This is a genomic window from Marinobacter bohaiensis (assembly GCF_003258515.1).
GTDB lineage: Bacteria > Pseudomonadota > Gammaproteobacteria > Pseudomonadales > Oleiphilaceae > Marinobacter_A > Marinobacter_A bohaiensis.
The window spans coordinates 2,433,668-2,448,293 of sequence record NZ_QGEH01000001.1 but is presented as its reverse complement, the minus strand read 5'-3'; the positions used below and the strand labels follow the sequence as shown (position 1 = coordinate 2,448,293).

Here is a 14,626-nt window from a genome sequence, read left to right as displayed (position 1 = left end):
TCTGCAGAGACTGACTTAGGCACTATACTGTTCTGATAATTTCGGCCTTCCCCGCTATTGGGTTTTGCCAAACTGATGGCTCAAACCAATGGCTAATACTCAACGCCGGGTAGGGGAGGCAGACTACGGAAGCCGTGACGTGGGCGTCACTGCCCTCTGAGCGGCTTTGCTGAGTTTAACCACCGGGGAACGGAATAATTCCGTGCGATCTCTGTGGTGGCAGCAGCCATCAGCCTTCAATTTGTAGGGTGACTGTTTTTGCCCGTTGCCATCCCTGGGTTGCTCCCCGCTCCAGTCCGAGGTGAGCTATTCAAAATGCATGAAAGCGTCATGGAGCAGTTATGGCAGACATCCCACCTGCAGGGCGGGAATCTGACCTATGTTGAAGAGCTTTTTGAAACTTATCTAACCGATCCCAATGCGATTCCTGAGGAATGGCGTAACTATTTCGACAAACTGCCCCGTGTTGAAGGCTCCCCGGGGAGGGACGTCTCCCACAACGCGATCCGCGAACAGTTTGAGCATATCTCCCGCAATCAACGTCGCCTGGCCCTGGGTGGTGTTCCTGCTTCGGCAACCTCCGATGCCGACCGTAAGCAAATCCGTGTCCTTCAGCTGATCAACGCCTACCGCTTCCGCGGTCACCAGCAAGCCCAGCTCGATCCCCTGGGTGTCTGGGAACGCCAGCCGGTGGAAGATCTGGAAATTGGTTTCCACGATCTGAGCGATGCCGACATGGAGCTGGAATTCCAGACCGGTTCCCTGAACTTCGGCGCGGAAACCATGAAGCTGCGCGACATCGTCGACGGTCTGAACCAGACCTATTGCGGCAGCATTGGCGCGGAATACATGCATGTCGTGGACACGCGCATCAAGCGCTGGTTCCAGCAGCGCATGGAGCCGGTGCGTTCGCGTCCGGAGTACGAAGCCAAGACCCGCAAGCACATCCTTGAGCGTCTGACCGCTGCCGAGGGGCTGGAGAAGTATCTGGGCTCCCGCTACCCGGGTGTCAAGCGCTTCGGCCTGGAAGGCGGCGAGACACTGATTCCGTGCGTCGACGAGCTGATCCAGCGTGCCGGTAGCTACGGCGCCAAGGAAATTGTCATCGGGATGGCTCACCGCGGCCGTCTCAACGTTCTGGTCAACACGCTGGGCAAGAACCCGCGAGAGCTGTTCGACGAGTTCGAGGGCAAGAAGCTGGCGGACGTCGGCTCCGGTGACGTGAAATACCACCAGGGCTTCTCGTCCAACGTGATGACCGAGGGCGGCGAAGTGCATCTGGCGCTGGCCTTCAATCCGTCGCACCTGGAGATCGTCTCTCCGGTTGTCGAAGGCTCCGTACGGGCCCGTCAGACACGCCGCGAAGATCCGGACGGCACCCAGGTTGTGCCGATCATCATGCACGGTGACGCGGCGTTCGCCGGTCAGGGCGTGGTGATGGAAACCTTCCAGATGTCCCAGACCCGGGGCTACGGTGTGGGCGGTACCATTCACATCGTCATCAACAACCAGGTTGGTTTCACCACCAGCAAGCAGGAAGACGCCCGTTCCACCGAATACTGCACCGACGTGGCCAAGATGGTTCAGGCTCCGATCCTGCACGTTAACGGTGACGATCCCGAGGCGGTCATGTTTGCCACCCAGATGGCCATGGACTACCGCAACGAATTCAAGCGGGACGTGGTCATCGATCTGGTCTGCTATCGTCGTCGCGGCCATAACGAGGCCGATGAACCGTCTGCGACCCAGCCGGTCATGTACGACAAGATCCGCAAGCACAAGACCACTCGCGATCTCTACGCCCAGCAATTGCTGTCCGCCGGTCTTATTGCCGAAGACGAAGCCAAGAGCATGGAACTGGAGTACCGCGACGCGCTCGACAAGGGCGATCACGTGGTCAAGTCCCTGGTCAAGGAGCCGAACAAGGAGCTCTACGTCGACTGGCAGCCGTACCTGGGTCACGAGTGGACCGCGCGCTGCAAGACCAGTGTCGGCCTGCGCACCATCCAGCGTCTGGGCAAGAAGATGGGCCAGCTGCCGGAAGGCTTCGCGGTCCAGCGCCAGGTGTCCAAGATCGTCGATGACCGCAACAAGATGACCCAGGGCGCCCTGCCGATTAACTGGGGCTATGGCGAGGTCATGGCGTACGCAACGCTGCTTAACGAAGGCCACCCGATCCGCCTGACCGGTCAGGATGTGGGGCGTGGTACCTTCTCGCACCGTCATGCCGTGCTGCATAACCAGAAGAACGGCGACGTTCATATTCCGTTGGCGGACCTGTCCGAGAAGCAGCCGAAGTTCGAGCTTTACGACTCGCTGCTCTCCGAAGAAGCCGCCATGGCGTTTGAATATGGTTATTCCACCACCAAACCGGACGCGCTGATCGTCTGGGAGGCTCAGTTTGGCGACTTTGCCAACGGTGCCCAGGTGGTGATCGACCAGTTCCTGACCAGTGGTGAGCACAAGTGGGGCCGTCTGTGTGGCCTGACACTGCTGCTGCCGCACGGTTACGAAGGTCAGGGGCCGGAACACAGCTCGGCGCGCCTGGAGCGTTACCTGCAGCTGTGTGCCGAGCACAATATCCAGGTCTGTGTCCCGACCACGCCGGCCCAGGTCTTCCACATGCTGCGCCGCCAGGTGAAGCGCCCGCTGCGTAAGCCGCTCGTCGCGATCACGCCGAAGAGTCTGCTGCGTCACAAGGAAGCGACCTCCGGCCTGGATGACCTGACCCAGGGCACGTTCCAGACCGTTCTGCCGGAGAAGGAACCGACTGATCCCAAGAAGGCCCGGCGCCTGATTCTCTGTAGTGGCAAGGTCTATTTCGACCTGCTGGAGAAAAAGAAGGCAGAAGGCCGTGACGATGTGGCCATCGTCCGACTGGAGCAGCTGTACCCGTTCCCGGCCGACGACCTGGACGAGGTGCTCAAGCCTTACACCAAGCTGACTCATGCGGTCTGGTGTCAGGAAGAGCCGATGAACCAGGGCGCTTGGTACTCCAGCCAGCACCATATGCGCCAGGCGCTCCACCGCCATAATCCGAAACTGTATCTTCAGTATGCGGGTCGGGATGCCTCTGCCGCACCTGCGTGTGGGCACCTCTCGGTACACATTGAAGAGCAGAAAAAACTGGTTAACGACGCGTTCGAAGTTTGACGAGTTACCGAATTTAAGGATCCGAGATGTCAACTGAAATTAAAGCTCCCGTATTTCCAGAATCCGTCGCCGAGGGCACGGTTGCAACGTGGCACAAGCAGCCGGGCGAAGCCGTTGAACGTGACGAACTGATCGTCGATATCGAGACCGACAAGGTCGTCCTCGAAGTGGTGGCGCCGGCGGACGGCGTGATTGAGGAAATCGTCAAGGGCGAGGGCGACACCGTCGAAAGCGGCGAAGTCGTCGGCAAGTTCAAGGAAGGCGCGGCCGGCAGTGCGCCGGCAGCCAAGCCGGCGGAAGAAGAGAGCAAGGCCGAGGCGCCGAAGGCAGAAGCCGAAAGCAAGCCGGCCGGTGGCGAGGCGATCCTGAGCCCGGCCGCCCGTAAGCTGGCGGACGAAAATGGCGTTGATCCCAATGCCGTGCAGGGCACCGGTAAAGATGGCCGGGTGACCAAGGAAGACGTTCAGAAGCACATCGATTCCGGCAGCAAGCCGGCAGCAGCACCGGCGGCGACCGCAGCACCGGCCGCCGACGTGGCCCCGGGCGAGCGTCCCGAGAAGCGTGTTCCGATGACCCGTCTGCGTGCCAGCATCGCCAAGCGTCTGGTGAATGCGCAGCAGAGCGCCGCCATGCTGACGACTTTCAACGAAGTCAACATGAAGCCGGTGATGGAGCTGCGTAAGCAGTACAAGGAAACCTTCGAGAAGCGCCATGGCGTCAAGCTGGGCTTCATGTCCTTCTTCGCCAAGGCGGCCACCGAAGCCCTCAAACGTTTCCCGGCGGTGAACGCCTCCATCGACGGTAATGACATGGTCTACCACGGTTACCAGGATATCGGCGTTGCGGTGTCCACCGATCGCGGTCTGGTGGTCCCGGTGGTGCGCGATGTCGATGGGCTGGGCCTGGCGGATATCGAGAAGACCATCATCGAGTACGGTACCAAGGCCCGCGACGGCAAGCTGGGTATCGAAGACATGACGGGCGGCACCTTCACCATCACCAACGGCGGTATCTTCGGCTCGCTGATTTCCACGCCGATCCTGAATCCGCCGCAGACCGCCATCCTGGGCATGCATAAGATCCAGGAACGTCCGATGGCCGTTAACGGCCAGGTGGAAATCCTGCCGATGATGTACCTGGCGCTGTCATACGACCACCGCATGATCGACGGCAAGGAAGCGGTTCAGTTCCTGGTCGCCATCAAGGAAATGCTCGAAGATCCGGCGCGGATCCTGCTGGACGTCTGAACCGGTTAATCAACACATCAGAGATACAGGATAGAAAATGGCAGATAAGTTCGATGTAATCGTCATCGGTGCGGGCCCCGGGGGCTACGTTGCCGCGATCAAGGCGGCCCAGTTGGGCATGAACGTCGCGTGTGTTGAGAACTGGACTTCCAAGGACGGTAAGAGCCAGGTGCTGGGTGGTACCTGTCTGAACGTGGGTTGTATCCCGTCCAAGGCGCTGCTGGAGATCTCCCACAAGTTTGAGGAAGCCAGCCACGACTTCGCCGATCAGGGCATTGAGGTCAAGGACCCGAGCATCAACATCGCCAAGATGATGGAGCGCAAGGACGGCATCGTGAAGCAGCTGACCGGCGGCATTGCCCAGCTGTTCAAGGCCAATGGCGTGACCCCGATCCACGGTCGTGGCCGGGTTCTGGCCAACCGTCAGGTGGAAGTCACCGACAACGACGGCAAGACCAAGAACTACGAAGCGGACAACGTCATCATCGCGACCGGTTCCAACCCGATCGAGATCCCGCCGGCCCCGATGACCGAAGGTTTCATCGTGGACTCCGAAGGCGCCCTGGAATTCGATGAAGTGCCCAAGCGTCTGGGCGTCATCGGTGCGGGTGTCATCGGCCTGGAGCTGGGCAGCGTCTGGTCGCGCCTGGGTTCCGAAGTCACTGTTCTGGAAGCTCTGGACACCTTCCTGCCGGCTGTAGACCAGCAGGTCGCGAAGGATGCCCAGAAGCAGTTCAAGAAGCAGGGCCTGGACATCAAGCTGAAGGCACGCGTCACCGGCACCTCCGTCAAGCGTAACCTGGTCAACGTGACCTACGAGGACGCCAAGGGCGAGCAGGAGCAGAAGTTCGACAAGCTGATCGTCGCGGTGGGCCGTCGTCCGAATACGGACAACCTGCTGGCCGCCGACAGCGGTGTGAACCTGGACGAGCGTGGTTTCATCTTTGTTGATGACAACTGCCAGACCGATGCGCCGGGCGTTTTCGCCATCGGCGACGTGGTTCGCGGTCCGATGCTGGCGCATAAAGCGTCGGAAGAGGGCATCATGGTGGTTGAGCGCATCGCCGGCCACAAGCCGCAAGTCAACTACGACTGCATCCCGAACGTGATCTACACCTTCCCGGAAGTGGCCTGGGTCGGCAAGACCGAAGAGCAGCTGAAGGCCGAAGGTGAAGCCTACAAGGTCGGCACCTTCCCGTTCGCGGCCAACGGTCGTGCCATGGCAGCCAACGCAGCCACCGGCATGGTCAAGATCATCGCCGACGAGAAGACCGATCGCATTCTCGGTTTCCATGTCACCGGTCCGCAGGCGTCCGAGCTGGTCGCCCAGGGCGTGATTGCCATGGAATTCGGTTCCAGCGCGGAAGATCTCGCGCTGACCTGTTTCGCGCATCCGACTCTGTCCGAGTCTGTGCACGAGGCCGCACTTGCAGCGGGAAGCGGCGCGATTCACGTCGCTAGCAAGCGCAAGAAAAAATAATAAGGGGCAGGGCCGGTTTATCCGGCCCTCCTTGTAACAATAAAGACGAGAGGGGAACAACGGAGCACCACGATACGGACAAGCGTTTCCGGTTCAGTCGGTTGTCTTTCGGTTGAAGGAAAACGCGTCTGAACGTCGGTCCATGAGGGGCGGGTTTCCGGCTTCTCGCGCTCGTCCGGAGTGCTTACAACGAATTCGCTTTACGCGGGTTCCAATCCCAAAGGGAGAGACCGGGCCGTTGTACGCCGTGGGCGTCAAGGCAGTCGGTTCTTTCTTCCGTGGTTTATTCCATATAAGAGTGGGACAACGTTATGAATTTGCACGAATATCAGGGCAAGCAGCTATTCGCTGAATATGGCCTGCCGGTTTCCAAAGGTATCGCCTGCGATACTCCGCAGGACGCAGTGGCTGCAGCTGCTGAGATTGGCGGTGAGCGCTGGGTTGTGAAGGCCCAGGTTCACGCTGGTGGTCGCGGCAAGGCTGGCGGCGTCAAGCTGGTCAGCAGCAAGGACGAAATCCGTGAATTCGCGGAGTACTGGCTGGGCCGCAATCTGGTGACCTACCAGACTGACGAGAACGGTCAGCCGGTCGCCAAGATCCTGGTTGAAGATCTGACCGACATCGACCAGGAACTGTACCTGGGTGCGGTAGTTGACCGTGGCAGCCGTCGGATCGTTTTCATGGCCTCCACCGAAGGCGGTGTCGAGATCGAGAAGGTTGCCGAGGAAACCCCGGAAAAAATCCTGAAGGCGGAAGTCGACCCGCTGGTCGGTGCGCAGCCGTACCAGGGTCGTGAGCTGGCTTTCAAACTGGGCCTGAAAGGCGACCAGATCAAGCAGTTCGTCAAGATCTTCCTGGGTCTGGCCAAGCTGTTCGAAGACAAGGATCTGGCCCTGCTGGAAATCAACCCGCTGGTCATCACGCCGGCAGGCAACCTGCACTGCCTGGACGCGAAGATTGGCGTTGACGGCAACGCCCTGTACCGTCAGCCGCAGATCCGCGAGATGCACGATCCTTCCCAGGAAGATCAGCGCGAAGCAGATGCCGCGAAATGGGAGCTGAACTACGTCGCTCTGGAAGGCAACATCGGCTGCATGGTTAACGGTGCTGGCCTGGCCATGGGCACCATGGACATCGTCAAGCTGAACGGCGGTCAACCGGCGAACTTCCTTGACGTCGGTGGCGGTGCCACCAAAGAGCGCGTTACCGAAGCGTTCAAGATCATCCTGTCTGACGATGCCGTTAAGGCGGTTCTGGTCAACATCTTCGGCGGTATCGTCCGTTGCGACATGATCGCGGAAGGCATCATCGGTGCCGTGAAGGAAGTGGGCGTCAAAGTTCCTGTCGTGGTTCGCCTGGAAGGCAACAATGCCGAACTGGGTTCCAAAGTACTGGCAGACAGTGGCCTGAACATCATCCCGGCTACCAGTCTGACGGATGCTGCACAGCAAGTCGTAAAAGCCGCGGGAGGTAAGTAATGAGCGTCCTGATCAACAAAGACACCAAAGTGATCTGCCAGGGTTTCACTGGCTCACAAGGCACCTTCCACTCCGAGCAGGCGCTTGAGTACGGCACCCAGATGGTGGGCGGTGTTTCTCCGGGCAAAGGTGGCACCGAGCACCTGGGTCTGCCGGTCTTCAACACCGTTCGCGAAGCGGTTGAAGCTACTGGCGCCCAGGCGACCGTGATCTACGTTCCGGCGCCGTTCTGTAAGGATGCCATCATCGAAGCGGCAGACGCCGGCCTTGAGCTGATCGTCTGCATCACCGAGGGCATCCCGACCATCGACATGCTCTACGCGAAAGAGTACGTCGATCGTAAAGGCGTTCGCATGATTGGCCCGAACTGCCCGGGCGTGATCACTCCGGACGAGTGCAAGATCGGCATCATGCCGGGTCACATCCACAAGAAAGGCAAGGTCGGCATCGTATCCCGTTCCGGTACCCTGACTTACGAAGCGGTCAAGCAGACCACTGACTTCGGCTACGGTCAGTCCACCTGTATCGGTATCGGCGGTGACCCGATCCCGGGTTCCAACTTCATCGACATCCTGAAGCTGCTGCAGGACGATCCTGAGACGCAGGCCATCGTGATGATCGGTGAGATCGGTGGTACCGCTGAGGAAGAAGCCGCAGCCTTCATCAAGGACAACGTGACCAAGCCGGTCGTGTCCTACATCGCCGGTGTGACGGCGCCTCCGGGCAAGCGTATGGGCCACGCCGGTGCGATCATCGCCGGTGGTAAGGGCACCGCGGACGACAAGTTCGCCGCTCTGGAAAGCGCTGGCGTCAAGACCGTTCGCAGTCTGGCTGAAATCGGCCAGGCTCTGAAAGAGGTCACTGGCTGGTAAAGGCGCAGGCCTGAACCTCCAAGCCCCTGTTTTCTCCCTCTGGAGAAAGCAGGGGTTTTTTCGTTTCAGAATGACCGGTTTCGGCGTGATTGCTGTCACAATCCGGTTTTTAGCGTTAACCTGCCCGGTTCATCAGTTATAATCCCGGGCGAGGATATCGACCGACTGAGATTATTCGCCGTTGCGAAACGGTGTTTGAGTGTTCCAGTTCCCATTAAGGAGTTCATGCTTTGAGTTCTGTAGATCCCCAGCAGCGCGTGCTGTCTGGTATGCGTCCCACCGGAAAACTGCATCTTGGCCACTACCACGGTGTGCTCAAGAACTGGGTGAAGCTCCAGCATGAATTCGAATGTTTCTTTTTCATCGCCGACTGGCACGCGTTGACCACCCAGTATGACGACACGCGCGGCATTGAGGCCAGCGTCTGGGATATGGTGGTCGACTGGCTGGCGGCCGGGGTCAACCCGGGTTCGGCGACGATCTTCATCCAGTCCAAGGTACCGGAGCACGCGGAGTTGCACCTGCTGCTGTCCATGATTACCCCGCTGGGTTGGCTCGAGCGCATTCCCACCTACAAGGACCAGCAGGAGAAGCTGCGCGAGAAAGATCTCGCGACGTACGGCTTCCTGGGTTACCCGCTGCTGCAGAGCGCCGACATCCTGCTGTACCGGGCCGGCCGCGTGCCGGTTGGCGCCGACCAGGTTTCCCACGTGGAAATCACTCGGGAGATTGCCCGCCGATTCAATCACATCTATGGACGTGAGCCGGGTTTTGAAGAGCAGGCGGAAGCCGCCATCACCAAGATGGGCAAGAAGAACGCCAAGCTGTACCGTTCGCTCAAGCGCAAGTACCAGGAAGAGGGCGACGCCGAGGCCCTCGATCGCGCGCGGGCGCTGCTCAAGGAACAGCAGAACATCTCCATGGGGGACAGCGAGCGGCTGTATGGGTATATCGAGGGCGGCGGCAAGGTCATCCTGCCGGAACCCCAGCCGCTGCTGACACCGGATTCCAAAATGCCGGGGCTGGATGGACAGAAGATGTCCAAGTCCTATCAGAATACCATCGGTCTTCGGGAAGAGCCGGACGCCGTTGCCCAGAAAGTCCGTGTGATGCAGACCGATCCCCAGCGGGTTCGTCGCACCGATCCGGGGGAGCCGGAAAAGTGCCCGGTCTGGGGACTTCACAAGGTTTACTCCGACGATCAGACCAAGGAATGGGTCCAGCACGGTTGTCGCAGCGCCGGCATCGGCTGCCTGGACTGCAAGAAACCGTTGATCGACGCCATCGTTGAGGAACAGCGGCCGCTGCACGAGCGGGCGCGGGAATACGAACAGAATCCGGAGTTGATTCGCTCGATCATCGAGGAGGGCTGCGAGCGCGCGCGGGATGCCGCCCGTGAAACCCTGGATGAGGTGCGCCACGCCATGGGGCTGTCCTACCGCTGATGATGCAGGGTGCCGTGACAGGAAGCCGGGATGACTGACGATCAGCCAATGCCGCAGGCGGACGAGCAGGCTCCGCCATCGGAAAGCGCCGCTGAAGCCGCGTCCGCGGATGTAGACGCGATTGCCCGAGTGCTCGGGAATCCCGTCAAGGAGCTGCCACAGGATCTTTATATCCCACCGGACGCGCTTGCGGTCTTCCTGGAGGCCTTCGAGGGCCCCCTTGATCTGCTGCTTTACCTGATCCGGCGTCAGAACATGGATATCCTGGATATCGATGTCAGCGAGATCACGCGCCAGTATATGGAGTACATCAACGTCGCCGAATCCATGCGTTTCGAGCTGGCGGCCGAATATCTGGTGATGGCCGCGACCCTGGCCGAGATCAAATCGCGCATGTTGCTGCCTCGGCAGGAGAGTGAGGAAGAGGAGGAGCTCGATCCGCGTGCTGAGCTGATCCGGCGACTGCAGCAATACGAGCGCTTCAAGAAGGCGGCTGAAGACCTGGATGAGCTGCCGCGGATGGAGCGTGAGCACTTTGCGTCGTCCGCCTCGCTGCCACGACTGCCCGACAGCCAGGTGCACCCCGACGTCGACCTCAAGGACATGCTGCTGGCGCTGCGGGACGTGCTGCGTCGTGCCGATCTCTTCACCAGTCACCAGGTGGAAAAGGAGAGACTGTCGACACGGGAGCGCATGTCGCACATCCTGTCGCGGCTCACCGACGACCGCTTCGTCACGTTCGAAAGCCTGTTTACAATCGAAGAAGGGCGGTTGGGTGTCGTGGTGACGTTCCTGGCCACGCTGGAGCTGGTCAAGGAGCAGCTCATCGAAGTGGTCCAGGCGGAGGTTCTCGGCTCGATCCACGTCCGTGCCCGGGCCGCCAACTGATTGGCAGAAACGTCATGAACGAAGAACAGATACACCGTATCCAGAACATCATCGAGGCGGCGCTGCTGGCCGCTGCCAAACCCCTGAGCCTGGATCAGCTGCGGGAGCTGTTCGGCGAGGACGAACGTCCCGCCCGTCAGGTGATGGAGCACGCGCTGAGCCAGTTGGAACAGGCCTGCGAATCGCGCAGTTACGAGCTGCGTAAAGTGGCCAGCGGCTATCGCCTGCAGATTCGCGAGGACTACGCCCGCTGGGTGGGGCGGCTGTTTGAGGAAAAGCCGCAGCGTTATTCCCGCGCCCTGCTGGAAACCCTGGCCCTGATTGCCTATCGCCAGCCAATCACCCGTGGCGAAATCGAGGACATCCGGGGTGTCACGGTTAGCAGCAATATCATCCGCACGCTTATGGAACGAGAATGGGTCCGTGTTGTCGGCCATAAAGACGTGCCAGGACGCCCGGCCATGTACGCCACGACCCGGCAGTTCCTTGACTACTTCAACATGAAGTCCCTGGAGCAGTTACCGCCGCTGTCCGAGATTCGCGACCTGGAGGAAATCGGGCGAGAGATCGAACAGAAGATCCAGGCGGAGATCCCGTTCGATGCTTCTGAGGACGCGAACGACGATGACCGGAGCGCTTCCGGTGATGACGACCACAACGAATCCATTTCCGGGACGCTACACTGATTGCGTGACAGACGGCACGCAAGACAACGTATCGATCCCGTAACGCTTGAAGGAATCTTTCATGTCGCAAAAAGGCGACTCACGGCCGGACCGTTCATCTCGTCCGGGCTCATCCAAACACCAGCCAACGCGCCAGGCACTGCCACCGGAGCGTTTGCAGAAAGTCCTCTCCCGCGCGGGCGTCGGCTCGCGCCGTGAGGTGGAAGCATGGATCGAGCAGGGGCGCATCACGGTCAACAAAGACGTGGCGGTACCGGGCCAGAAGGTCACGGTGAACGACGCGATCTACCTGGATGGTAAGCCGGTCAGTATCGAGGCGGCCCAGGCTCCGGTACGGCGTGTGCTGATGTACAACAAGCCGGAGGGGGAAGTAACGACCCGCAACGACCCGGAAGGGCGACCGACGGTTTTCGATCGCCTGCCGCGGCTCAAAGACCAGCGCTGGATCGCCATTGGCCGGCTTGATATCAATACGACGGGCCTGATGCTGTTCACGACCGACGGTGAGCTGGCCAATCGTCTGATGCACCCGTCCTATGAAGTGGATCGTGAGTACGCGGTGCGTATCTTCGGCGAGGTCGACGAGGCCATGACCGAGAGATTGCAGGAAGGCGTATTGCTGGAAGATGGTATGGCCCGCTTCTCCGACATCAGTAGCGGCGGTGGTTCCGGCATGAACCACTGGTTTCACGTCACCCTGTTCGAAGGGCGTAACCGCGAGGTGCGGCGTCTGTGGGAATCCCAGGGCGTGAAGGTCAGTCGACTCAAGCGCGTTCGCTTCGGTCCAGCCATGTTGCCAAGCCGTCTCAGCATGGGGCGCTGGGAAGAGATGGATCAGCGGGGCGTTGATGCGCTGAGCCGACAGGTAGGGCTGGATCCGCTGGCGCTTCCGGCCAAGACCCCGGGGGAGGCCGCGGCCCATCGGCGACAGCAGCGCAAGAAAGCCCCGCGCAAGCCGGGTGGTTTTCGCAAGGGCGCGATATCAACGCGTCCGCAGGAAAAATCCGCCGCTGGCCCCGATAAAGCCCAGCGCCGGGGTGGACCACGTTCCAGGCCCCGGGATCACGGTAAGCGCTGATCAGGGGCTCCCGCTCTCAGAAACTCAGGACGAGCTGAGGCGGCTGCTGCCGTCTGGCTCCGTTCGTCCGGTGATGGTCGCAGTGGCCGCCGCCCGAGTGCAGTTGCGGCCTTCCGACTTGGCGCGATAGAGCGCCTGGTCGGTGCGGCGGAACCAGCTGTCGGCGGTTTCTCCACTGTTTTGCAGACCGTATCCGGCGCTTGCCGTCACGCGGACCGTTTCGTTGTGGGCGTCCAGCGTGATGTCCGATATCGTCTGGCGAATCCGCTCTGCCACCAGTTCACACTCCCTGTCACCGACGTGCGGCAACAGAATGCCGAACTCCTCGCCGCCGATGCGGAAGACCGCATCCGTTCGCCGTGTGGCATCCTGAATCGCCAGCGCGGCGATGCGCAGAATCTGGTCACCCACCTGGTGGCCGTGCGTGTCGTTGACCCGTTTAAAGTGATCCAGGTCGCATAAAATCAATGCGCAATGCGTACCGTGGCGCTCGGCAAGGCACGTTTCCCGACGCAAAGCGTCTTCGAAGGCACGCTTGTTGGGAACGCCTGTCACGACATCGGTGAGGGCGGCCCGGCGCACGGTTTCGAACTGGCATGCATTACGGATAGCGAAGATCGCACTGCCCAGCAACTGTTCGATGATGGTCAGCTCCTGTTCGGCAAAGCGCATGCGGCGGAAAATTCGCAGTAAGCCGTAGTCCTGACCTTCAAGGTTCAGCCGGTATTCGCATTTGTGGTTGCCGCCGCGACCGAAGGCCACCTCAATGGGCAGATCCTCGAGGCGATGCTGGTATGTCAGGCTGTCATAGGGAATCACCGACGCCAGCTCCTCGGCAAAGATCGCAATCAGCTTCTTCAGTTCAAGGGTCGTCGACAGGCGACGCCCAAGGCGGGTGAAGGGATCATTGTCGCTCTGCCACTGACGGCTCAGACGCTCGAGATCGGCCAGGGCCTGTTCCCGGCGCTGGCTGGTCGCTGTCTGTGAGGAAGGGCGAGGGGGCATACTGCATACTCTCAAGGATTTAGCGCCGTAGAAGCAGACTCCGTGCCACTGTCGATAACTCGACGGAATACAGCATTTTACGTTAGTCAGCGGGAGGTATCGCCTCGACGATGTTCGTTTTAGACAAAATATTGACGGATAATTCCCGGCAAATGCCGGAAGGGATTTGCCATGAGGCAAAACGATGACGCTGAGTTCACTCGCTTTGTCCTGGAGCTGATGCAGTCGGTTGGGCCGGTGACCCATCGCCGAATGTTCGGCGGCGCCGGGCTGTTTCTGGAGGGCCTGATGATTGGCCTGATTGCCGACCGCGCGCTCTACTTCAAAGTCGATTCAGAGACCGAAGCAGCCTTTGTTGAGGCTGGACTGATGCCTTTCACCTATCAACGCGCCGGGCGCGATGTCGCCCTCTCATACCGGGAGGCTCCGGAGGAGGTTTTTGACGATATCGATGCCATGCGGGATTGGGGCGGGCGCGCCTGGTCGGCGGCCATCCGTTCAGCAGCCCGCAAGCGTCGACGCTGACGGGGAGATCTAGCAGATCAGTGAATTGACTAGGAAAGGGTGCGGCGTCGAATGGCGTGGACCAGATGCCCCAGGATCTCCTTGGCCTCGTTATCGTGGTGGAGGTGCCACTGTTGGCGGTACCCGTCCCGCGCAATATCGGCGGATGAGTCCGTGCCCAATTGCGCCTGACGGTTGTCCAGGAACTGACAGGCGGCCAGGTGCGCCTTGATCTCCACGTCCAGCAGTTGATGGACGAGTTGATCCACCGTTTCGTCAAGGAACGGCCGCAACTGGTTGGCTTCGCCTCGCAGATCAAGAGCGGCCTGTCGGGCGGCCAGGCGATTATCGTTGTTGTTGCTGTCCTGATGTTCGACAGCTCGCAGGAAGGCGCCGACCTTTTCGTGCAGCGTCCAGATGGTGGGCCAGATGCGCTCGTAGACGGCCCGCTCGGCGGCCACTTTCTCCGGCGAGTCGGACCCGGCGGTGTGGGTGCCGGTTGTCAGCCTCGGATGGTCTTCTGGATCGGCGGGCTCCTGCCGGCGACTGTCCAGCTCTTGCCAGAGTGTGCCGATGCGGTGGTCCAGGCGGTCCATCTCATCCCGCGAGCGTTTCATGTGACGGTTGACCATGACCAAAACCACGACCGCCAACAGCAGCAAGAATCCGCCGCTGAACAGCATCCATCCTCCTCGAACCAGGTCGGTCATGGCGTCTTGGTCCATGGGTTTTCTCCGTCTGTGTGCAGCCGCGGCCAGCAGGCCTCACTTTACGCTACTCGTCTTATTGT

General features: G+C 60.4%; 12 protein-coding genes. 10 read left to right on the top strand and 2 right to left on the bottom strand.

The genetic code is table 11. The features are described from left to right. The first annotated feature begins 315 nt into the window (after positions 1-315). The 9 genes from DKK67_RS10975 (at position 316) to rluB (ending at position 12,327) form a co-directional block, all read left to right on the top strand. Complete coding sequence (locus DKK67_RS10975) at positions 316-3,153, top strand: 2-oxoglutarate dehydrogenase E1 component (RefSeq protein WP_111496377.1); 2,838 nt, start codon at positions 316-318, stop codon at positions 3,151-3,153. 26 nt (positions 3,154-3,179) lie between these two features. Beyond that, positions 3,180-4,400 carry a 2-oxoglutarate dehydrogenase complex dihydrolipoyllysine-residue succinyltransferase gene (gene odhB / locus DKK67_RS10970; protein ID WP_111496376.1) on the top strand — a complete coding sequence of 407 codons (1,221 nt, stop codon included), beginning with the start codon at positions 3,180-3,182 and terminating at the stop codon, positions 4,398-4,400. A gap of 37 nt (positions 4,401-4,437) precedes the next feature. Continuing rightward, positions 4,438-5,880: a dihydrolipoyl dehydrogenase gene (gene lpdA / locus DKK67_RS10965; RefSeq protein ID WP_111496375.1), complete on the top strand. Its 1,443-nt coding sequence runs from the start codon at positions 4,438-4,440 to the stop codon at positions 5,878-5,880. A 311-nt stretch (positions 5,881-6,191) separates the two neighbouring features. Further along, positions 6,192-7,358, top strand: a complete 1,167-nt coding sequence (sucC, locus tag DKK67_RS10960) for an ADP-forming succinate--CoA ligase subunit beta (RefSeq protein ID WP_111496374.1) — start codon at positions 6,192-6,194, stop codon at positions 7,356-7,358. Continuing rightward, positions 7,358-8,230 carry a succinate--CoA ligase subunit alpha gene (sucD, locus tag DKK67_RS10955; RefSeq protein WP_111496373.1) on the top strand — a complete coding sequence of 291 codons (873 nt, stop codon included), beginning with the start codon at positions 7,358-7,360 and terminating at the stop codon, positions 8,228-8,230. Before sucC ends, sucD begins: the two co-directional genes overlap by 1 nt. A gap of 230 nt (positions 8,231-8,460) precedes the next feature. Beyond that, positions 8,461-9,675, top strand: a complete 1,215-nt coding sequence (locus DKK67_RS10950; protein WP_204355775.1) for a tryptophan--tRNA ligase — start codon at positions 8,461-8,463, stop codon at positions 9,673-9,675. Positions 9,676-9,705: 30 nt separating this feature from the next. Further along, positions 9,706-10,563 carry a segregation and condensation protein A gene (locus tag DKK67_RS10945; protein WP_111496372.1) on the top strand — a complete coding sequence of 286 codons (858 nt, stop codon included), beginning with the start codon at positions 9,706-9,708 and terminating at the stop codon, positions 10,561-10,563. 14 nt (positions 10,564-10,577) lie between these two features. After that, a complete protein-coding gene (gene scpB / locus DKK67_RS10940) occupies positions 10,578-11,249 on the top strand; it encodes an SMC-Scp complex subunit ScpB (protein WP_111496371.1) in 672 nt (223 codons plus the stop codon). 61 nt (positions 11,250-11,310) lie between these two features. Next, complete coding sequence (gene rluB / locus DKK67_RS10935; RefSeq protein ID WP_111496370.1) at positions 11,311-12,327, top strand: 23S rRNA pseudouridine(2605) synthase RluB; 1,017 nt, start codon at positions 11,311-11,313, stop codon at positions 12,325-12,327. Positions 12,328-12,351: 24 nt separating this feature from the next. Here the strand turns inward: rluB and DKK67_RS10930 are convergent, their stop codons facing one another. Beyond that, complete coding sequence (locus DKK67_RS10930) at positions 12,352-13,332, bottom strand: GGDEF domain-containing protein (RefSeq protein ID WP_111496369.1); 981 nt, start codon at positions 13,330-13,332, stop codon at positions 12,352-12,354. Positions 13,333-13,503: 171 nt separating this feature from the next. Here DKK67_RS10930 and DKK67_RS10925 point away from each other — a divergent pair, with 171 nt between their 5' ends. Continuing rightward, the gene (locus DKK67_RS10925) at positions 13,504-13,857 is read left to right on the top strand and encodes a TfoX/Sxy family protein (RefSeq protein ID WP_111496368.1); all 354 of its coding nucleotides are present in this window, start codon (positions 13,504-13,506) and stop codon (positions 13,855-13,857) included. Positions 13,858-13,886: 29 nt separating this feature from the next. Here DKK67_RS10925 and DKK67_RS10920 read toward each other — a convergent pair whose 3' ends face one another. Beyond that, complete coding sequence (locus tag DKK67_RS10920; RefSeq protein ID WP_111496367.1) at positions 13,887-14,561, bottom strand: hypothetical protein; 675 nt, start codon at positions 14,559-14,561, stop codon at positions 13,887-13,889. Positions 14,562-14,626 lie beyond the last annotated feature (65 nt).